Source organism: Enterobacter sp. ENT02 (assembly GCF_019219165.1).
Lineage (GTDB): Bacteria > Pseudomonadota > Gammaproteobacteria > Enterobacterales > Enterobacteriaceae > Enterobacter > Enterobacter mori.
Genome location: NZ_JAHUWD010000001.1, coordinates 575,979 through 596,782, shown reverse-complemented (window position 1 = coordinate 596,782; position 20,804 = coordinate 575,979). Strand labels below are relative to the sequence as shown.

General features: G+C 51.8%; 21 protein-coding genes. 11 read left to right on the top strand and 10 right to left on the bottom strand.

Features of this window, described 5'->3' with window-relative positions:
• Positions 1-7: 7 nt before the first annotated feature.
• Together KW829_RS02670 and KW829_RS02665 are read right to left on the bottom strand one after the other, a co-directional pair.
• Positions 8-658 carry a carbon-nitrogen hydrolase family protein gene (locus KW829_RS02670; protein ID WP_010432614.1) on the bottom strand — a complete coding sequence of 217 codons (651 nt, stop codon included), beginning with the start codon at positions 656-658 and terminating at the stop codon, positions 8-10.
• A gap of 110 nt (positions 659-768) precedes the next feature.
• Positions 769-999 (bottom strand): DNA polymerase III subunit theta, encoded by a 231-nt coding sequence (locus tag KW829_RS02665; RefSeq protein ID WP_010432616.1) that lies wholly within the window; start codon positions 997-999, stop codon positions 769-771.
• A 137-nt stretch (positions 1,000-1,136) separates the two neighbouring features.
• Between KW829_RS02665 and yobA the strand changes: the two genes are divergently transcribed.
• The 3 genes from yobA to KW829_RS02650 are packed head-to-tail and all read left to right on the top strand — an operon-like array spanning position 1,137 to position 2,734.
• On the top strand, positions 1,137-1,508 hold the full coding sequence (gene yobA / locus KW829_RS02660; RefSeq protein ID WP_010432619.1) for a CopC domain-containing protein YobA: 372 nt from the start codon (positions 1,137-1,139) through the stop codon (positions 1,506-1,508).
• Between the two features lies 1 nt (position 1,509).
• A complete protein-coding gene (gene copD / locus KW829_RS02655; protein WP_218307541.1) occupies positions 1,510-2,379 on the top strand; it encodes a copper homeostasis membrane protein CopD in 870 nt (289 codons plus the stop codon).
• Between the two features lie 16 nt (positions 2,380-2,395).
• Positions 2,396-2,734 (top strand): YebY family protein, encoded by a 339-nt coding sequence (locus tag KW829_RS02650; RefSeq protein WP_089598199.1) that lies wholly within the window; start codon positions 2,396-2,398, stop codon positions 2,732-2,734.
• A gap of 756 nt (positions 2,735-3,490) precedes the next feature.
• Here the strand turns inward: KW829_RS02650 and KW829_RS02645 are convergent.
• The gene (locus KW829_RS02645) at positions 3,491-4,606 is read right to left on the bottom strand and encodes an acyltransferase (protein WP_218307540.1); all 1,116 of its coding nucleotides are present in this window, start codon (positions 4,604-4,606) and stop codon (positions 3,491-3,493) included.
• Between the two features lie 726 nt (positions 4,607-5,332).
• The gene (locus tag KW829_RS02640) at positions 5,333-6,265 is read right to left on the bottom strand and encodes a VirK/YbjX family protein (protein WP_218307539.1); all 933 of its coding nucleotides are present in this window, start codon (positions 6,263-6,265) and stop codon (positions 5,333-5,335) included.
• A 166-nt stretch (positions 6,266-6,431) separates the two neighbouring features.
• On the opposite strand from KW829_RS02640, the gene pphA reads away from it, so the two are divergent.
• Positions 6,432-7,076 carry a protein-serine/threonine phosphatase gene (gene pphA / locus KW829_RS02635; protein ID WP_218307538.1) on the top strand — a complete coding sequence of 215 codons (645 nt, stop codon included), beginning with the start codon at positions 6,432-6,434 and terminating at the stop codon, positions 7,074-7,076.
• A gap of 34 nt (positions 7,077-7,110) precedes the next feature.
• Here pphA and KW829_RS02630 read toward each other — a convergent pair whose 3' ends face one another.
• From KW829_RS02630 to yebS, 4 genes are all read right to left on the bottom strand, one after another.
• A complete protein-coding gene (locus KW829_RS02630) occupies positions 7,111-7,350 on the bottom strand; it encodes a YebV family protein (protein WP_010432627.1) in 240 nt (79 codons plus the stop codon).
• A 104-nt stretch (positions 7,351-7,454) separates the two neighbouring features.
• Positions 7,455-8,918: a 16S rRNA (cytosine(1407)-C(5))-methyltransferase RsmF gene (gene rsmF, locus KW829_RS02625; protein WP_256350423.1), complete on the bottom strand. Its 1,464-nt coding sequence runs from the start codon at positions 8,916-8,918 to the stop codon at positions 7,455-7,457.
• Positions 8,919-8,974: 56 nt separating this feature from the next.
• Positions 8,975-11,608, bottom strand: a complete 2,634-nt coding sequence (locus tag KW829_RS02620) for a PqiB family protein (RefSeq protein ID WP_159077893.1) — start codon at positions 11,606-11,608, stop codon at positions 8,975-8,977.
• Positions 11,577-12,860, bottom strand: a complete 1,284-nt coding sequence (yebS, locus tag KW829_RS02615; protein ID WP_108417594.1) for a membrane integrity lipid transport subunit YebS — start codon at positions 12,858-12,860, stop codon at positions 11,577-11,579. Before yebS ends, KW829_RS02620 begins: the two co-directional genes overlap by 32 nt.
• A 132-nt stretch (positions 12,861-12,992) precedes the next feature.
• Between yebS and KW829_RS02610 the strand changes: the two genes are divergently transcribed.
• The 4 genes from KW829_RS02610 to htpX all read left to right on the top strand — a co-directional run bounded on the left by KW829_RS02610 (position 12,993) and on the right by htpX (position 17,416).
• Positions 12,993-13,490 carry a GAF domain-containing protein gene (locus KW829_RS02610; protein ID WP_010432639.1) on the top strand — a complete coding sequence of 166 codons (498 nt, stop codon included), beginning with the start codon at positions 12,993-12,995 and terminating at the stop codon, positions 13,488-13,490.
• A 96-nt stretch (positions 13,491-13,586) separates the two neighbouring features.
• Complete coding sequence (gene proQ / locus KW829_RS02605; protein WP_010432641.1) at positions 13,587-14,273, top strand: RNA chaperone ProQ; 687 nt, start codon at positions 13,587-13,589, stop codon at positions 14,271-14,273.
• 19 nt (positions 14,274-14,292) lie between these two features.
• Complete coding sequence (gene prc / locus KW829_RS02600) at positions 14,293-16,341, top strand: carboxy terminal-processing peptidase (RefSeq protein ID WP_126816323.1); 2,049 nt, start codon at positions 14,293-14,295, stop codon at positions 16,339-16,341.
• Between the two features lie 193 nt (positions 16,342-16,534).
• Positions 16,535-17,416: a protease HtpX gene (gene htpX / locus KW829_RS02595; RefSeq protein WP_010432647.1), complete on the top strand. Its 882-nt coding sequence runs from the start codon at positions 16,535-16,537 to the stop codon at positions 17,414-17,416.
• Between the two features lie 51 nt (positions 17,417-17,467).
• On the opposite strand, the gene KW829_RS02590 is transcribed toward htpX, so the two are convergent.
• Positions 17,468-18,841, bottom strand: coding sequence for an MFS transporter (locus KW829_RS02590; protein WP_218307536.1), 1,374 nt, complete (start codon positions 18,839-18,841; stop codon positions 17,468-17,470).
• Between the two features lie 178 nt (positions 18,842-19,019).
• Here KW829_RS02590 and kdgR point away from each other — a divergent pair, with 178 nt between their 5' ends.
• Positions 19,020-19,811, top strand: coding sequence for a DNA-binding transcriptional regulator KdgR (gene kdgR / locus KW829_RS02585; protein WP_010432655.1), 792 nt, complete (start codon positions 19,020-19,022; stop codon positions 19,809-19,811).
• A gap of 65 nt (positions 19,812-19,876) precedes the next feature.
• Here kdgR and KW829_RS02580 read toward each other — a convergent pair whose 3' ends face one another.
• Entirely contained in the window at positions 19,877-20,116 is a 240-nt protein-coding gene (locus tag KW829_RS02580; protein ID WP_029485125.1) for a YobH family protein, read from the bottom strand.
• 159 nt (positions 20,117-20,275) lie between these two features.
• On the opposite strand from KW829_RS02580, the gene mgrB reads away from it, so the two are divergent.
• Together mgrB and KW829_RS02570 are read left to right on the top strand one after the other, a co-directional pair.
• Positions 20,276-20,419 (top strand): PhoP/PhoQ regulator MgrB, encoded by a 144-nt coding sequence (gene mgrB, locus KW829_RS02575; RefSeq protein WP_089598207.1) that lies wholly within the window; start codon positions 20,276-20,278, stop codon positions 20,417-20,419.
• Between the two features lie 74 nt (positions 20,420-20,493).
• Entirely contained in the window at positions 20,494-20,784 is a 291-nt protein-coding gene (locus tag KW829_RS02570; protein ID WP_218307535.1) for a YebO family protein, read from the top strand.
• Positions 20,785-20,804 lie beyond the last annotated feature (20 nt).

Here is a 20,804-nt window from a genome sequence, read left to right as displayed (position 1 = left end):
AAAACGCTTAGCCTAAAGGAATGATATCGCCTTGCCAACCCTGTCTGCCAAGAGATCCGGTTAAGAGCAGTTCGCCTTTGTCGGCGCGAACGATCAGCTGACCTTTTTCATCCCATAATGCACTGCCGCTGCGGGCGTTGGCCATCAATACCGCAATGGCATACTTATGCGCGAAGCGCTGCAATGTGCTGATGGACTGCCGCCAGCGGTTATCGCCCACCGCCTGGCAGCTGGTAAATAACGTGGCTTGCGGATCGAGGTTAGGGGTGTCTGACTGGGTATCGATAATGGTGAGCTGTTTATCCCCCGGGATCAGGCTTGCCCCGCTTCCCTGAGGATAACGAAGGACAGTATCGAGATGGGGCGTGAAGAGGGCGAGTCCTTTCTGACGCTGGCCCTGATGAACGAGCGTCAGCCCTGCAATAACCGTTATATTGTGTGACTGCGCGGCGTGAAGGAGTGGGGCAAGCTGCAGATCGTCGGGCGGCGCGGGCAGGTCAGCCTCGCCGGGGCCTGTTAATGAGAGTTCAGGAAACACCAGCAACTGACACTGCTGTCGCGCCGCTTCGTCAATGAAACGGAGGTGGTGTTTTACATGGCTATCCACACTGGGGTGCTGTGCGGCATATTGAGCTGCTGCAATATTCCATCGAGACATCGTGACTTCCTTATACACTGAGTCGCCGGGATTTAAGAATACACCTAATTTTATAAGGGTTTTCTTATCCTGCCATAATCCGCGTAAGGAAGTGTAATGCGTCGTTAAGCTTATTTAACTTTAGGTTCGTACGGCAGTCGCGAGAGATTAACCGAGGCCAGGCGATGCGCAATCAGGCGTTCTCGAAACCAGTCGCGCAGGTGCGCGGGTTGTTCACGCTCGACAACTTCAGCCACGATGGGCATGTTGTAGCGTTCTTTGAATGCCACGCCAGCGGCAGCGAGATCGACATTGACTTTGTCCATCTCGTCCTGAGGAAGGGCAGCCAGATTAATGTTCATTACCTTCTCCTTTTTATGCGGCGGCAACGTTACCGCGATTGGATGACGATGACAAGCGAAGGGAGGATGATCCTCGACTCGTTTATTATACAGCGTTATTCTTTACCTTACAGGCATAACAAAAAGGAATGATTGTGATGGATTTCTCCTCTTCCCGCGCGGTGCGCGCGCTCACTTTATTGATCGCGTCGGCAGTGACGCCCGCCGTTCTGGCACATGCGCATCTCAAACAGCAATCCCCGGCGGCCAATACTCAGGTAGCGGCCCCGCAGACCCTTACGCTGAACTTCTCCGAAGGTATTGAACCGGCATTTAGCGGCGTTGTGGTGACCGACGCGCAACAGCAGGTGATGAAAACCGGTACCGCTAAGCGGGATGAAAAAGACAACGCCCGGCTGGTTGTGCCACTGGAACAACCGCTGGCGGCGGGCACCTATCAGGTGGACTGGCATGTGGTCTCGGTTGATGGCCACAAAACCAAAGGCAGCTATCACTTTAGCGTGAAGTAATATGCTGGCGCTGGTCTACGTGGCGTTACGCTTCATCCATTTCGGCGCGTTGATGCTGATTTTTGGCAATGCACTCTACAGCGTCTGGTTTGCGCCGTCGTCACTGCAACGCCTGATGCTGAGACGCTTTCAGGCGCAGCAGAAAATGGCCGCGTTAATCAGCCTGGTGACCGCACTCCTGATGTTTGCGGTGCAGGGCGGAATGATGGGCAACGGCTGGCCCGATGTGCTGAGTACGGATATCTGGCGGAGCGTGCTGGGGACGCAGTTTGGCGGCATCTGGCTGTGGCAAATCATTCTGGCCATCATCACCGCCGGTGCTGCGTGGCTGGCACCCCAAAAAGGTTCGCGACTGTTGCTGCTTGCGATGGGGCAGTTTGTCCTGCTGGCGGGCGTCGGGCATGCGGCAATGGACGACGGGGCACCGGGGGCACTGCACCGCCTTAATCATGCGATCCATCTCCTCTGCGCGGCAACCTGGCTTGGCGGATTGTTGCCGCTGCTGTTTTGCATGCGTCTCTCGAGCGGACGCTGGCAGACGGCGGCGGTCTATACCATGATGCGTTTTTCCCGCATGGGGCACTATGCCGTGGCTGGCGTGATATTCACGGGTATCATTAACGCGCTGTTTATTACCGGCATCAATGTGCCCTGGCAGGCGGGCTACGTAAAAATGTTGTTGTTCAAATGTGCGCTGGTGGCGTTGATGGTGGTAATTGCGCTGGCGAATCGGTATTTTCTGGTGCCACGCTTTCGTCCGGATGCCGGGTGGGAGCAAACCCTTTTTATCAGGATGACACAGGCAGAAGTGGTGCTGGGCGCGTTGGTACTGGCCACGGTCAGTCTGTTTGCGACCTGGGAACCCTTTTGACAAGGTTTAAAGACATATGAAAAAGACACTACTTTCTCTTTTACTGCTGGCCTGCACTGGCAGTGCGCTGGCAGCGCCGCAGGTGATCACCGTCAGCCGTTTTGAGGTGGGTAAGGAAAAATGGGCCTTCAATCGTGAAGAGGTGATGCTGACCTGCCGTCCTGGCCACGCCCTGTACGCGATCAACCCAAGCACGCTGGTGCAATACCCGTTAAACGATACCGCAGAGCAGCAGGTTGCCAGCGGTAAGAGTAACGGACAACCGATTAGCATTATCCAGATTGACGATCCCGCTAAACCTGGCCAGAAGATGAGCCTGACACCGTTTATCGAGCGCGCGGATAAACTCTGCTAACGCCAATGTTTCCAATAAAAAACCGCAGATGCTAGCGAAAGCACTGCGGTTTTTTACGTTTAATGATGCTCCGACGCTTTTTTTCAGGCCACTTTAGCTGTGGACTGGAAAACCTGGCGTCGTCATCTATTCTTAAAAGGCAAGGCGACTTAGCCTGCATTAATGCCAACTTTTAGCGCACGGCTCTCTCCCAAGAGCCATTTCCCTGGACCGAATACAGGAATCGTATTCGGTCTCTTTTTATCTATTTGTTTTTCAGTGGTTTTTTCGGTCTTAACACGAAATCCCCCGAAAATTACTCGGATATTCCATATCCTGTCTAAACCATAACATACTCTGCACCGCGCGCGTCCAGGTATTTTTTGGTCATTGTTAAATTTTTGTGGCCGAGTAAGCGTTGAGCAAATTCTTCCTCGTGCTCCGCTTCGTAGAGCCTTCTCACCAGTCTTCGGAGCACAGCGAAAAACATAAACTGATCGATCCCCTATTCACTGCTGATACCCAGGTAAGATTTCTAAAGATTAACAACAGGTTTCTTCCCAGGCATCATGATCCTGATGTAAATTTATCTGAATGAGCATTTGATGCGGCATCGCGAGAGAGATGGGAACGGTGCAGAAGGTAAGTAGTTGTTGACTCAGTGTAAGGTTGTTATAACTACAATGAGCCTATAATATTCTCAGAGATTATAAAGGGAGGAGTATTCTCCCTTGACTAAATTCGGATTAAGATTAAGATGAGTAGAATTTTGAAAAACTAATAGTGACCAGCTTTAGCATCTTTTTTCCAATAATATCTGTACTTGTTTTCAATATAATGATAACTAAATTCTGTCAAGGCGAAGGTTAAAGCAAAGAAAAAAGACAATCGAATGATGGTGCCCATATTAGTATAGTCAACACTGCCATTCATAAATAATCCCCTTGTGACAGATAATGCAATGACATGAGTTAAATAAAGTGAATATGAACGTGAGCCAATATAATCAGTTACTATCATAAAATGTTTATTCCTGCAAAAATAATTTTTATTAAAGCTGGCTATGAAAACTAAACAGCCAGACGCTAGCGCCGTAAGGCCAGTTTGAAAAAATATTACCGGCTCAGGCTTGGTAAATATAGCGAGGAAAAAACACATTAATATTAGGAATGATGACGGAATTATAGGGTTGGAAAACAAGCGTAAATCTACAGATGCGATTCTATTTTTTAAGCTTAATACAGCTATAATTACTCCTAGTGCCATAGCATCTGTCCTTAATGGCCAGCCAATAGGTGTGTGGTTATTTAATGTTCTGGGTAGAAAAAATTGAACGGCAAACACTACAGCCATTAATAAACACAGCTTTTTATTGTTAAAGGTGAAAAGAAGTATAGGAAGGAGGAGGTAAAATTGGTTTTCTAACGATAAACTCCAGTAAATACCAAGATTACCACATGTACCGTTATCTCTGCATGATAAAAAGTAAAAATTTTGTGTTTGTGTTACTGAAAATAGAGCCGAGGTTAGCAGTTTTTCAATCGGAAGAAATGCATGGGTCTTTTCCATCGCAACCGCAAGGATGAGCGATGCAATAATCCAAAAAAAAGCAGCTGGCAATAGACGCCACATCCTCTTAATATAAAATTCCTTTGTTTCTTTAATAAAAGCAATACCACTCATTGAATGTATTCCCTTTACTAACAAACTTCTTGTTACAATAAATCCAGAAACACAAAAAAACAGGTCAACACCACTTCCAAATCTACTAATGTTAAATATTTGAAAATAAAATGAATCTGGTGAGAGCAAAGAAGGGATGTGAGCAAGAAATACATATGCAATAGCGATTGCACGTAAAAATTCAATATCGTGATTCTTATTATTTACCACCAAATGAGCCCTCGCAAAAATATTTTCATATTCTTTTTTGTGTTTTTGTTAGCAACTACCGATGTTATTATAACATGGGTTTTCTTGGGTGCCAAAATTAAATTAATAAAACTGTTTTGAGATGACTGTAATGATGGTTTTGAAAGAAAATCCATACAGACTAATCTATTTAGGTTTATGTGCAATACATACGCAAATAAGATAAAAATAAATGGCAATCTAATGAGCAGATTAGGTAGAGAAAGTTGTGTAATTAAAATTATATTTTGGGGGAAAGTATGGATTTACAAGAGTAGGGTTCGGTAAAATGAAATATAAAAAGTAGAAGAAGATGCTCGGAGTTGCATTAAGTATACTGAGCTGAGCTGAGCTGAGCTGAGCTGAGCTGAGCTGAGCTGAGCTGAGCTCAGCTGAGATGATATCTGTTCCATTCATTCCAAAGGCCGAAATTTAAAACGATAAAGAAGAATGAGTAAGGCGGTTATCTCATTTTTTCGATTTCGAACATTCAGGTCACTGAAACATCGAAGAAAAAGGCTGAGATGGATACAGGAATTGTACTCGATTTCTTTTTTGTTTTATTGAAATTTAATAATATTATATAACTATTTAGTCAGAAGAGACGCTGTATCCATGCCTGTTTCAGCCATATTAAAACAGGCAAAAAGTACAGTCCTCTATGACCAATGTTGTATGCAGCAGGAAGAAGAGAAACATTTAAAAGCGTTATTGCATTGAAGCCTGGATCTGATCCAACAGCTCAAAGCGGCGGCGATATTCTGCCCGTTTCTTACTGGCAATCTCGTCCAAGGATTTACGCGCCATCTCAAGCGGCAGTTGCCAGCAGAAGGTCGAGCGTTTCTTACCGTCCAGGGTTTTCCAAAACTCATCGTAGCTGGCGTGGAAATGACGGCCTTTGCTCAGGCGATAACGCAACGCGCGGAAGACATGGCCCTCATCACTGACGGCATAAATGGCGCGGATGTTTGACTGTGCGACCAGCTGGAAAATCACTTCCATCAGCACGCGTTTTGGGAACAGGCCGTGGCAGGCGCGGGTAGCCTGTTTAATCACATCGCGTGTGACGCCACGGCGAGGCCCCTGAAGCCCGCCGATCACCAGTACCCGTTGTCCCGTGCTTTGCGCAACAGTGAAGGTCAGGCTTGCGAGCAAGGTATTCTCGTCATCGCGCAGCCATAGTGTGCTTTCACCTTCGCGCTCGGCTTTGTGAGCGGAGGAGGCGTTGACGGTATAGAGCACCTCATTTTTAGCCCTGAACTGCACGACAGGTTGCTCCTGAGGGCTGGTCAGCGCATGGGCGAGTAAGGAGTCTTTCAGACCATCAATCCAGTGGTAGTGGCTGACGATCGCGTCAGCACGGTCGCCGGCATTCAGGCCGCGCATCAAATACTGGCGGTGGGTTTTACTGGGTAACGTGATTTGCGCGGCCAGCAGCCGATCGAAGTCATCCCGGCCAGAGAGTGCCTCAAGCATGCGTCGGGTAGAGGACCAGAACAGAAGCGTGCGTAACAGGAATTTCAGCCGATACTCACGCTTTTTCCAGATGGGGCCAGGAACGCATCTTCCGTTGACCAGGTCGGAAATAATATGTGTACGATGCGGATAGAGCACATCGTTATGCAGGTGAGTATTGGACACGTTTAAACCTCTCTTTTATTTAGCTCTTATTTTAAAGGCCCGATAAAAAGGGATTAATAGCGCGGGAAGGTTTATTTCCGTTTGGTTTAGCGTTTGTTTCGCTTTGTGATGCCCGGCGCTGATATTTGCATTTTCTGATGCGGCTATACTTGTTCAGGGAGGCCTTATGTATCAGCGAATTGATGGTGGAAGGTGGCGTCACGTCTGGGTTGTGAGCGATATACATGGTTGCTATCAGTGGCTGTTGGACGAACTGAAACGCCGCCGTTTTAATCCTTATGAGGATTTGCTGATCTCCGTTGGGGATTTGATTGATCGTGGCCCTGACAGCGTTAAGTGCCTGCAGCTGCTCAATGAAAAATGGTTTCGCGCAGTCCGGGGGAACCATGAGCAAATGGCAATCGACAGCGTGGAAAATAACGACTTTGCGCTCTGGTTGATGAATGGTGGAAGCTGGTTTTCACAGCTTGATGGTTCGCAACAGCAGCAGGCGCTGACTCTGTTAGTAGCGTGCCGACAGTTGCCGCTCATTATTGAAATAACCTGCGCAAACGGTCTGAATGTTATTGCTCATGCGGATTATCCGGCAGCGGAGTATGTCTGGAATAAACCGGTCAGCGCGCAGCGAGTTCTGTGGGATCGTGACCGTTTAATGGGGTTTATGGTGGGTAAAGGGCAGGGGATCCAGGGGGCGGACCATTTCTGGTTCGGTCATACGCCACTGGATAAACGCTATGACTTTAACAATCTGCACTATATCGACACCGGTGCGGTGTTCGATGGCTTCCTTACCCTGGTTCAGCTGCAGTAATAAATAACCCGCCTTCGGGCGGGTTCACTTTAGGTCAGGCAAGACGCAAGACCCAGGCATCGTTGTTACGGTCGTAATGCTCGCGGTAAAGGACTGAGTGTTCTCCATCAAGGATAGCCGGGACGCTGGTGTCGGCATCCCAGGCATCCAGTTGCATGCACAAATCCGGGTCGGATTTGCAGGGAATACTTAACGTTCGATCGCCTTGTGCTTCGCCGCGCAATTCTGCGTCGTCGATTTCAAAAGCGCCAATACGCACGCTGGTTTTCGTCATAGTGCTCTCCGGGTTCGTTGCAAAAATCTGGTATGACCAGTACGGGCATCCATTTTTTAGCCTAGACAAGGAGAGCAAAATCGCCAGTAAAAAAATGCGCTTTTTTAGTCGGTGCGAGTGTTACCCGTAAACAAGCGACCATCACGAACCAGCTCGCGCGGATAATTATTTTTCAGCCGTGATCCGATCTTTTTCGCCAGCCCCAGCGGGAACCCCTGATAGGTGACAATGACCTCATCCTGGGACGGGGTGCTTTCAGGGTAAACATCACGGCCGCGATACCACTCTTCGGCTTCCTGATGCGTCAACTCAAAGGTGTTGTCGCTACCCGCCAGCGCAATAACCGCCTCGTGCTGCCAGCGGTACCCCTTGTTGTGTACTTCCGCCAGGCGGATACCGATACGGGAAAAGCGGACTTTACCGATAAGCGGCTCAATGTGTGCCGGGAACAGCCATATCTCTTTATCACGTATCCAGAGATGCAAACTCTCGTCCCAGACCAGCCCGACCTTGTTGGCGGCCGCTTCAAGCTGCGCGGCATCGCGACCTTTAAGCGGCGCAAACGGGAAATTACCGACTTTGAATTTTGGTATTGGCAGGGGAGCCACCGCCTGCGTTTTACGCAGACGTGCGACAAAGAACCCTTCACAGTCGTAAATTTGTGGGAATACGTGGAGGAAACCATCGGGCGTGGCCGCCTCATGTGCCGTGGGGAATAAGTCATTAAGGGGCAAGAACTCAACCGCATCGGGGTATTGCGCTTTCAACCACAAACAAACCTCTTCGTTCTCATCGCGGTTTAAGGTGCACGTTGAGTAGACCAGCGTGCCGCCGGGACGCAACGCGTGAAACGCACTCTCAATCAGCTCGCGCTGCGTGGCAGCGATATCCAGGTTGCTTTCCACCGACCAGTTTTTAAGTGCATCAGGATCTTTGCGCACCACGCCCTCGCCGGAGCAGGGAGCATCCAGCAGAATGGCATCGAATGCCTCCGGCAAGGCGGCACCGAATACGCGACCGTCAAAATGCGTCAGGGCCACGTTATGGATACCGCAGCGGCTGATATTGGCGTGGAGCACCTTCACTCGGCTGGCGGAAAACTCGTTGGCGAGAATTGCCCCGCGGTTGCCCATGCGTGCGGCAATCTGCGTGGTTTTTGAGCCGGGTGCGGCGGCGACATCCATCACGCGTTCGGGCGCGTTACCCTCAGCGAACAGGGCGGCAACCGGCAGCATCGAACTTGCTTCCTGAATATAGAACAGCCCGCTCAGGTGTTCAGCGGTGCTGCCCAGCGGTAAAGCGTCCTCGTCGTCGCGCTCGATCCAGAAACCTTCTTCACACCATGGCACCGGCGTAAGTTGCCAGCCATACGGCGACACCAGCGTCAGAAAATCGGCCACGCTGATTTTGAGCGTATTGATGCGGATGCTACGACGCAACGGGCGCTGGCACGCGGCGATAAAATCATCGAAGGAAAGATGAGAAGGAAGCGCCTCGCGCATCTGCGCCAGGAATTGTTCAGGAAGAAATACGGAGTTTTGAGCCACGGGCACACCACAGGGAAACATTCAGGCGCGCAGTGTAACATAAAGGCTCCGGCGCGTTGACACCGGAGCCTTTCAGATTAACGCGGCAGGGCGGTTCCCCATTCGCGCCACTCTTTGGGTTCACTTTCAAGGAGCAGGAAGTGTTTACCTGGCTGGGCTTTCGGTGCCAGCGGTGTACCCGGTGGCGTTGCGAAGGCGATACCGCCGCGTATGAACTGGTTAAAGGTACCGGTTTTCACCACGCCGCCCGTCAGGCCAAAGTCCAGTGAATATCCGGAGGCCAGCCAGAATACGGAGTTGTTGCGTACCAGGTGCTGGTAACGATCGCTAATGCGCAGCGCGACCATCACGCGGTCCGAAAGGGTACCCAGCGTCAGGCCCGTCACGGTGCCGACTTCAATACCGCGGAACAGCACCGGTGTACCGATGGACAGTCCACCGGCTTCCGGGACTTCGACCACAATGCTCAGGCCATCAAGGTAGCGCGAGTCGGTAATCGTCGCTTCCTGCAGTTCAAAGTCACGACGGGCTTTCCCTCGACCGGCTTCAACGTTGATGTAGGGCTGCAAAATAGTGTCGAGATGCTCAACGCCTGCGGCAGAAATCTGCGGCGTGACCACGGAGAAACGTGAGCCCGCACGGGCGAAGGTCTGCACATACTCCGGATAGAGCACGGCGGTGGCCTGCACTTCATTGCGCGATGTGATCAGCGTTAGCTTCTGGATCTGCCCGATATCAATGCCCAGATAGCGAATAGGCATTCCCTCAGCCAGTTTCCCCGCATCGAAGGCATGGAGGGTAATCTGTCCGCCTACGGCACGCGCCGCGGTCTCAGACGGGAAGAGGATACGCTTATCCCCCTTGCGCATATCGCCACCCGCACCGGGCAGATTATCGAAGCTAATCGCACCGCGCAGTGCGCGGGAAAGAGGAGAGGCCTGCACGGTTAATCCGCTGCCGTTAAGCTGGACCTTCGCACCGCCTTCCGCCCAGAACACACTATTTGCGGTGAGTAGCTTGCGGTATTCCGGCTTGATATGCAGTTCGATATCAAAGGCGTCCGCGCGCGGACGTACGGTGATCACTTCCCCGACCTCAAACTTGCGATACAGCACAACCGAACCGGCCTGCACGTCTGGCAGCGTCTCGGCGCTCAGCGTCAGCGTGGTGGTCGGCAGATCGCTCAGACTGTTTTCTATCGCCTTGTCCAGATTGGCATACAGGGGATAACTCTCCCGCACGGGGCCTTTATTGCCCGGCAGAATGCGGATCCCGCCGTTGACCCATTCGCTGGCGCTGGCGCCGAGAAACTCAACGCCGTCCAGACCGACCTTCACATCGACGCGGCTGTTCACTACAAACTTACTGTCACCATGCACCAAATCGCTGTACTGCGGATCGATAGCGGCCGAGAAGGTGACCCCTTTTTCCGACAGGGTGCGCTCCAGCACCTGGCCCACCTGCACGCCATGTAAGATCAGCGGCTGACCGGCTTCAATGCCGTAACTTTCCGGGGCGTTAAGCGTGACGGTCACAACGCCGGGTTTTTGCAGCAGCGCTTTGTCCGCCGGGGCGATAACAAAACTGTTGCTGGGCTGCCCCTCTCCGGGGATAAGTTCAAAGGTAGCGCCCGTAAGCAGGCTGCTGATGCTGGCATCACTCAGCGACAGTTTTGGACTGCGCATCTCAATACGCGTTTTCTCTCGCAGGAGATCGACCACGCTCGGATCAACGGTCATCTCACCGGTTACCGAACCGCCGGGATTGAGCGTCATTTTCGTCAGCTGTCCGACCTCAAGCCCTTGATACATTAGCGGAGTCGAACCGGCTTTCAGCCCTTTGGCGTCGGGCAGGGCAAGTTTCACGATAACACCGCGCTGGCTGTGGGCCAGATCGGCGTACAGTCCAAAGGTATCATCGGCTTTGGCAGGGCTGGACCCTTCCGGGGAATCGAAGGCAATAGCGCCATTCACCAGCGCCGCCAGGCTTTCCAGCTTCACTTTTGCACCGCTCAGGCTGACGTCCGCATCCACGCCGGACACATTCCAGAAGCGGCTGCCTTTTTTCACCAGGTTAGTGAAGCGGCGATCGATCAACACGTCAATGGTCACACCCTGTTTGTTCGGGTTGATGGCGTAATCGTAAACGCGACCCACCGGAATTTTGCGGAAGTAAACCAGCGAACCGCTGTTCAGTGAACCCAGGTCAGGTGCCTGCAGGTGGATCATCAGGTCGCCGTTATTGAGTCGGTACTTCGGCTGCGTATCGAGCGCCACAAAGTGATCCTGCGGCTCGCCTTTACCCGGCATCATGCCGATATAGTTACCGCCAACCAGGGCATCCAGCCCCGACACACCGGCGAGAGAGGCTTTGGGCGTCACCAGCCAGAACTGCGTTTCGCTGCGCAGAGCATCCTGCATGTCAGATTTGATACTGACTCGCACCTGAATTTTGTTCAGCCCTTTTCCTAGCGTGATATCCTGGACTGTACCGACTTCCACCCCCTGGAAGCGAACAGGGGTGCGCCCGGCGACGATACCGTCGGCGGTCTGGAAGTCAATGGTGACAGTACTTCCGCGATCTTCATAGCTCGTCCAGATAAGCCAGCCCGCGATCATCAGGGCGATCACGGGCAGCAACCAGAATGGCGAAATGCGGCGTTTTGTTTTAATTCTCGCTTCAGTCGGCGAAGCGGGCGTTTCCTGACTCATGTGCATCCCAAAGTAAGCGGCTATCCAGCCATTCCACAGCAAGAATAGTCAATATCACCGCAGAGCCGAAATAAAAAGCTGCGGGTCCCATTGTAAAAGCAAGCAGCTGATCGCGATTGATGAGCGACATCATCAACGAAATCACGAACAGATCCAACATCGACCAGCGACCAATCCAGGTAACAAACCGCAGAAGCAGGATGCGTGTGCGCAGGCCCTGTTCGCATTTAAAATGGATGCTGATAAGTAACGTAAACATCACCACCACTTTGGTGAACGGCACCAGGATACTGGCGATAAACACGATGGCCGCCACGCCCACGTTGCTGTGGGCGAGGGAGATAATCCCTGAAAGGATGGTGTCTTCCTGGCGCGCGCCATTCACGTAAATGATTGAAATCGGCAGCATGTTAGCCGGGATCAGGAATACCATGGAAGCAATCAACGCTGCCCAGCATTTTTGCAGGCTGTTGTTGCGCCTCAGCCTTAGCGGAATATGGCATCGCGGGCAGCGTCCCCGTGTATCCGGCAAGCCGGTGTAGTGGCAACCTAAACAGACGCGCAGGTTTTCATCCGGACGCGAGGCCGGGCGCTGGGGATAAAAACGCTCCCAAAGCTGCTCTACGTTCAAATGGATCAGCGTCAGAATACTGAGCAATACCAGGCAGATGAAAGCGAACAGCCCAACGCCGGGCTGCAAAAATGCGTAGTCCTGCACTTTAATTGACGCCACACCGACCCCGACCAGGTAGATGTCCAGCATGACCCACTCTTTCAGCTTATCGAGCATCAGCAACACGGGGCGCAGATTCATCCCAAGAATATTACCGAGCCACAGATAGGCGATGGCGGCGACCAGAACCAGTGGCGCACCGACGGTACAAAACAGCACCATGGCGGCGGTCAGGGGATCGCCCTGGCGCGTCATCTGCCAGATCCCTTGCAGCACGTTGGCATCAATACGCACGCCGAGCAGATAAAGTTTCAGCAGTGGCTCGCTCCAGGCAAAGGGCATAAGCAAGAGCATTGTCACGGCCATGGCTGCCAGACGGGTCAACGACCAGTCCCGCCCGTCGCGGATTTTGGCGTCACAGCAGGGACAAAACGCACTTTGGTGCGATTTCATCTTCGGCAACATAAAAAGCGTATCGCACTGCGGGCAACGCTGATAATGTGCACGAGGCAGGGCTTCACTGACCGTATGGATAGTGATCTTCTTTGTCGGCGTAATTTTGGTTGTTTTTAAGGCCATCAGCTGCGCACAAAAGTGTATTGTTGAAAGTTATATTAACTCATGAATTGATTCATCTTGAGCATGAGCGCATTTAATGCTTATTTTAATAGGCTATGCGGTAATTTTGTAAGACAACTAAGTGATTGAAGAATGAGCAAAACAGAATTCTACGCGGATCTCAACCGCGATTTTAAGGCATTGATGGCAGGTGAAACCAGCTTCTTAGCCACTCTGGCAAATACAAGTGCATTATTGTTTGAACGGTTGACCGAGGTTAACTGGGCCGGTTTTTACCTTCTTGAAGGTGAAACACTGGTGCTGGGGCCTTTCCAGGGAAAACTGGCCTGTGTGCGTATTCCAGTCGGACGCGGCGTATGCGGTACTGCGGTGGCCACCAACCAGGTTCAGCGCGTGGAGGATGTTCACGCTTTCGACGGCCACATTGCCTGTGATGCGGCAAGTAATTCTGAAATCGTACTGCCGCTGGTGGTAAAAAATCAGATTATTGGCGTTCTGGACATCGACAGTACGGCTTTCAGTCGCTTTACGTCTGAAGACGAGCAGGGCCTGCGCGAGCTGGCGGCGAATCTCGAAAACGTTCTGGCAGCAACCGATTATCAAAAATTCTTTGCGAGCGTCGCAGGATAATCAACGGATAACGTAGCAATTACTGATAGCGTCATTATAATGTCGCCTGTTCATGCCTGCGCGAGTTGGCAACGTCCGTTGTAATCAGGAAATTTCATGGAAAATCAACCTAAGTTGAATAGCAGTAAAGAAGTTATCGCATTTCTGGCCGAGCGTTTTCCTCAGTGCTTCAGCGCTGAAGGTGAGGCTCGTCCTCTGAAAGTCGGTATCTTTCAGGATCTGGTCGCGCGCGTTGAAGGTGAGATGAATCTCAGCAAAACGCAGCTTCGCTCTGCCTTACGTCTTTATACGTCTAGCTGGCGTTACCTGTACGGTATCAAACCGGGTGCAACCCGTGTTGATCTCGACGGCAACCCTTGCGGCGAACTGGATGAGCAGCACGTTGAACATGCGCGCAAGCAGCTGGAAGAAGCCAAAGCACGCGTTCAGGCACAGCGTGCCGAACAGCAAGCGAAAAAACGCGAAGCCGCTGCGGCAAATGGTCAGGAAGATGCGCCACGTCGCGAGCGTAAACCGCGTCCAGCACCGCGCCGCAATGAGAATAGCGATCGCAAACCGCGTGCAGACAAGCCAGCAGCTAAAGCCCCACGCGCGCCTCGTGAAGAGCAACGCCATACCCCAGTTTCTGACATTAACGCACTGAGCGTCGGTCAGGCTCTGAAGGTCAAAGCGGGTAACAATGCGATGGACGCCACCGTACTGGAAATCACCAAAGACGGCGTTCGTGTACAGCTGACTTCTGGTATGTCAATGATAGTACGCGCAGAACACTTGTTGTTCTGAAACGGAGGCCAAGCCTGGCATGAACACTTTTTTTAAGCTCACCGCGCTGGCGGGCCTGTTTGCTATAACAGGTCACGCCTTCGCTGTGGACGATATTACGCGTGTTGATCAAATTCCGGTATTAAAGGAAGAGACGCAGCACGCGACGGTGAGTGAGCGCGTGACGTCGCGCTTTACTCGTTCGCACTATCGTCAGTTCGATCTCGATCAGGCCTTTTCGGCCAAAATCTTCGACCGTTATCTGAACTTGCTGGATTACAGCCATAACGTATTGCTGGCCAGCGACGTCGAACAGTTCGCTAAACGTAAATCCGACGTGGGTGACGAACTGCGCTCCGGTAAGCTGGATCTGTTCTACGATCTGTATAATTTATCGCAAAAGCGTCGTTTTGAACGTTATCAATACGCGCTGAAAGTGCTGGAACGTCCAATGGACTTTACCGGCAACGACACCTTTAATCTGGATCGCAGCAAAGCGCCATGGCCGAAAGACGAAGCCGAGTTGAATGCGCTGTGGGACGGAAAAGTTAAATATGACGAACTGAGCCTCAAGCTCACCGGCAAAGACGAGAAAGAAATTCGTGAGACCTTAAACCGTCGCTACAAATTTGCCATCCGACGCCTGGCGCAGACCAACAGTGAGGATGTTTTCTCACTGGCAATGACGGCGTTCGCCCACGAAATTGACCCGCATACCAACTATCTCTCTCCGCGAAATACCGAGCAGTTTAATACTGAAATGAGCCTGTCTCTGGAAGGTATTGGCGCAGTGTTGCAGATGGACGATGACTACACCCTTATCAACTCCATGGTGGCAGGTGGCCCTGCCTCCAAAAGCAAAGCGATTAGCGTAGGCGATCGCATTGTCGGTGTTGGTCAAACCGGACAGAACATGGTCGATGTGATCGGCTGGCGTCTGGACGATGTGGTTGCGCTGATCAAAGGGCCGAAAGGTAGCAAAGTTCGCCTGGAAATTCTGCCTGCAGGGAAAGGGACGAAAACCCGTATCGTCACCCTGACACGCGAACGCATTCGTCTTGAAGACCGTGCCGTCAAAATGTCGGTGAAAACCGTCGGTAAAGAGAAAGTCGGTGTTCTGGATATCCCTGGCTTCTACGTTGGTCTGACCGACGACGTGAAAGTGCAGCTGCAGAAGCTGGAAAAACAGAACGTCAGCAGCGTGATCATCGATCTGCGCAGCAACGGCGGTGGGGCGCTGACCGAAGCGGTTTCCCTGTCGGGTCTGTTTATTCCGTCTGGCCCGGTTGTTCAGGTTCGTGATAACAACGGTAAAGTGCGTGAAGATGCCGATACCGATGGTGTGGTCTATTACAAAGGCCCGCTGGTGGTGTTAGTCGATCGCTTCAGTGCGTCTGCTTCTGAGATCTTTGCCGCGGCAATGCAGGACTATGGCCGTGCGCTTATCGTCGGTGAGCCGACCTTTGGTAAAGGCACCGTTCAGCAGTACCGTTCTCTGAACCGTATTTACGATCAGATGCTGCGCCCGGAATGGCCTGCGCTGGGCTCCGTTCAGTACACTATTCAAAAGTTTTACCGCGTGAACGGTGGCAGTACGCAACGTAAAGGCGTGACGCCGGATATCATGATGCCAACGGGCACCGAAGAGACCGAAACGGGCGAGAAGTTTGAAGATAACGCGTTGCCGTGGGATAGCATCAATGCTGCGACGTTTGTGAAATCTGGCGACATGACTCAGTTTGGTCCTGCGTTGTTGAAAGACCATAACGAACGCATCGTGAAAGATCCTGAATTCCAGTACATCCTGAAGGACATTGCGCGTTTCAATGCCCTGAAGGCGAAACGGAACATTGTTTCTCTCAATTACGCTCAGCGTGAAAAAGAGAACAATGAGGATGACGCAACGCGTCTGGCGCGTATCAACGATCGCTTCAAACGTGAAGGTAAGCCTCTGCTCAAAAAACTGGACGATCTGCCAAAAGATTACCAGGAGCCGGATCCGTATCTGGACGAGACGGTGCATATCGCCCTCGACCTGGCGAATCTGCAAAAAGAGAAACCCGCAGTGCAACCGGCACCTGCAAAATAATCCCTCAACAGGCACAAGACATTGTGCCTGTTTTTTTTAGTTCTGCTTCCTCTCGTCAAGCTGCTCTTCAATTGTGTAAAGTTGTGTCTTTCTGGTGACTTACACCCCTCGAATCCTTGAAAATAGCCACAATACCCATACGATGTGGGTAATCGCATAGTGCGTTTTGTTAAACAGAGGTTAAAAGAAAATTATGATGCGAATCGCGCTCTTCCTGCTCACCAACCTGGCGGTTATGGTGGTATTCGGGCTGGTGCTAAGCCTGACAGGAATTCAGTCGAGCAGCGTTCAGGGTCTGTTGATTATGGCGCTGCTGTTTGGTTTTGGTGGCTCATTCATCTCACTGCTGATGTCGAAGTGGATGGCGCTGAAATCAGTCGGTGGTGAAGTTATCGAGCAGCCGCGTAACGATATGGAACAGTGGCTGATGAACACGGTGGCTCAGCAGTCAAAGCAGGCAGGCATCGCGATGCCTCAGGTTGCAATTTACCATGCGCCGGACATTAACGCCTTCGCAACGGGGGCACGTCGTGATGCGTCTCTGGTTGCCGTCAGCACCGGTCTGCTGCAGAACATGAGCCGTGACGAAGCCGAAGCGGTTATCGCTCACGAAATCAGCCATATCGCAAACGGTGATATGGTTACCATGACCCTGATTCAGGGCGTGGTGAACACCTTCGTGATCTTCATCTCTCGTATCCTGGCGCAAATCGCGGCAGGCTTTATGGGGGGCAACCGCGACGAAGGTGAAGAGAGCAACGGAAACCCGCTGATCTATTTCGCTGTTTCGATGGTACTTGAGCTGGTGTTCGGTATTCTGGCAAGCATCATTACCATGTGGTTCTCACGTCACCGTGAATTCCACGCGGATGCGGGCTCTGCAAAACTGGTAGGGCGTGAGAAAATGATTGCTGCGCTGCAGCGTCTGAAGACCAGCTACGAGCCGCAGGAAGCGAACAGCATGATGGCCTTCTGCATTAACGGTAAATCGAAATCACTCAGTGAGCTGTTTATGTCTCACCCGCCGCTCGATAAACGTATTGAAGCGCTGCGCAGTGGCGAATACCTGAAGTAACGCGAAGACACCGAAAAAAGCCGGGCTGGAGAGTACTCCGCCCGGCTTTTTTTATGCCTTCACGCCGGGCTGGGTGACCCGAAGTCCGCTGATTATGGCCGCGAGGGTAGCAAGGAAGCCTGCGGTCAGGAGCGCAATGTGGTTACCATTCTGCCCGGCAAGGTTAAACATCAACGCAACCAGTGCAGCACCGGTACTTTGACCCAGCAGACGCGCCGTGCCGAGCATGCCGCTGGCTCCCCCGCTGCGATGGCGCGGTGCGGAAGTGGTAATGGTGTGGTTGTTCGGCGACTGGAACAGACCAAAACCCGCACCGCACAGGATCATGCGCCAGATGATATCCAGATCCGTAGGCGATGAGGGAAGCAGAGCCAGGGCAAACAAGCCGGTTGCCATCACCGCCAGCCCGATTGCACCCAGCAGTCCGGCATGCACGCGTTCGATCAAATACCCGGCCAGCGGCGCCATCACCATCGTCGCCAGCGGCCATGGCGTTAACAGCAGCCCGGTTTCAACCTCAGAACGACCAACCACACTCTGCAGGAAGAAGGGCAGGGAAACCAGCGCCAGCATCTGGGCACAGAACGAGCAGATCGAGGTGCAAATAGACAGTGAAAAAAGGGGAATACGCAGCAGGTCTACCGGCAACAAGGGTACCGGCAGTGCAAGCTGGCGACGCACAAAGAAGAAGCCTACAACCAGCAGAGCGGCAAGTTCTGCGCCGGTAAGCGCTAACGACTGACCCTGGGCAAACCCGCTCAGAGCCGTGATCAGCAGGCCAAAGGTCAGGGCATTCATTACCGCACTGGGCAGATCAAAGCGGGGCATGGTGCTTTTCGGGCCATTACCAGGGAGATAGCGCAGGGCAAAGACGATCGCGACGATGCCGAGCGGCACGTTGATGGCGAAAAGCCATTGCCAGGAGGCGACAGAAAGAATGGCCGCCGCAATAGTCGGTCCGGCGGCAGAAGAGACCGCGACAATAAATGAGTTGATCCCCATACCGCGCCCTAAATGGCGCTGAGGGTAGATTAAGCGGATCAGCGCGGTGTTGACGCTCATCAGCGCCGCGCCGCCAAAACCCTGGGCAATACGGGCTATCGTCAGGGTGTGCAGTGAATCTGAAAGAGCGCAGAAAAGTGACGTCAGGGTAAAAACCACCAGCCCGCACTGATAAACCCGGCGATAGCCGAACATGTCGCCCAGAAAAGAGAATGAGAGCAGCGAAACCACAATGGCTATCTGATAAGCGTTGACGATCCAGATAGAACTGGCGGGGGAAGCCTGCAGATCGCTGGCAATCGTTGGTAGGGCAACGTTAGCAATGGCACCGTCGAGAACGGCCATGGAAATACCGATGATAATCGTCGCAATAGCGCCGTAACGCTGGGGCAAAGGCAGACCATCGGAAAGGATTTTTTGCATTTTGGGTGAATAGCTCGGTAGGAAATTATTCTCAGGGTAACTATTTTAGCACTGTTAATTCCGTTTTATGTCGCAGATTTGTAACGAAGTAAACGAGGATTGATTGCAGCTAGCATGACGGGAATTTATAATAAAAACCGGTTCTGATTTTTATAAAACACTCTCCATGAGGTGATAAATGGCAATTGCAGATTTGGATAAGCAGCCAGATTCTGTTTCTTCCGTGCTGAAGGTGTTTGGCATCTTACAGGCGCTCGGAGAAGAGCGTGAAATTGGTATTACAGAGTTGTCGCAGCGTGTGATGATGTCGAAAAGCACCGTTTATCGCTTTTTGCAAACCATGAAGTCACTGGGCTATGTTGCGCAGGAAGGCGAATCTGAAAAATACTCGCTGACGCTGAAACTGTTCGAACTGGGTGCCCGTGCCCTGCAAAACGTTGATCTGATCCGCAGTGCGGATATTCAGATGCGCGAACTTTCTCGTCTGACAAAAGAAACGGTCCACCTTGGCGCACTGGATGAGGACAGCATTGTTTACATCCATAAAATTGATTCCATGTATAACCTGCGCATGTATTCGCGCATTGGTCGCCGGAACCCGCTCTACAGTACCGCCATTGGTAAAGTACTGCTGGCATGGCGCGACCGTGAAGAGGTGGAGCAGATCCTCTCTGGCGTGGAATACAAACGCAGCACGGAGCGTACCATCACCACCACCGATGAGCTATTAGCGGTGTTGGATAAAGTGCGTGAGCAGGGTTACGGTGAAGATAACGAAGAACAGGAAGAAGGGCTGCGCTGCATTGGCGTTCCTGTGTTCGACCGCTTCGGTGTTGTTATTGCTGGCCTGAGTATCTCGTTCCCGACGCTGCGCTTCTCCGAAGAACGCCTGCATGAGTACGTGGCTATTCTTCATACTGCCGCGCGTAAAATCTCTGAGCAGATGGGCTATAACGATTATCCGTTTTAACCCCGGCAGGGATAAAAAAAAACGCCGCATTTGCGGCGTTTTTCATGGATGCGGTTCAGCGCTATTTAGCCGTTATCAATTACTACGGACGATTTACGCAGGACGGGGCAGTTGGTCAAACCGATGATCCCACTGTCCGAGTGGATGTACTGCGCAGTACTCATGCCCTGGGCTGTCAGATATTTACACTTGATACCTAAACCTGCGGCGTTTTCGGTGCTCCCCACAAGCACGCCATATCCGGTTAACAGAAGACCAGTCCAGAGAACGGCCAGTGCAATAATAGTTCGAATGATTAAATGCATCATTGCCTCTTTATCGTTGTTGTCATGCATTTAGCCTAACCTGTTTACTCAGTGAAACAAGTGCACGATTCCGAAAAGAGTTTGATGAGGGTACAGTTAGACGCTGTTTAAGATAGCCGTGATAACCTGGCTGCCTCGGGTCATAAAACGGAGAGTGGAGTGAAAAAAATACGCTGGGTAATTCTGGTTATCGTGTTGGTGGCATGTGTGGTGCTGTGGACACAGACTATCAACGTGATGTGCGATCAGGATGTACAGTTTTTTAGCGGCGTTTGCGCAATCAACAAGTTTATTCCGTGGTAAGACGCATTTTTTCCTAAGGTCATTTCCTTCCTTCGCGCCAGTGGTAAAATGGGCGTTTTTATTGAGGTGGTGAAATGGGTGAGTTAATGAATTCAGGGCTGCTAAATCTGGCATCCCTGATGGTCTCGTTGGTTATTCTGGTCGCTGGACTGTTCATTTGGTTTTTCGTCAACCGTGCCAGCTCGCGCACGAACGAGCAAATCGAGTTGCTTGAAGCGCTGCTCGATCAGCAAAAGCGCCAAAATGCGCTGCTGCGCCGTCTGTGCGAAGCAAACGAACCAGAAGAGAAAGAAGCCCCTAAAGAAGCGGTCGTCGCAGACAAAGAAGACGAAGACGACTTTATCCGTCTGGTGGCCGAACGATAACCTGTTGCTCGCGGGAGGTG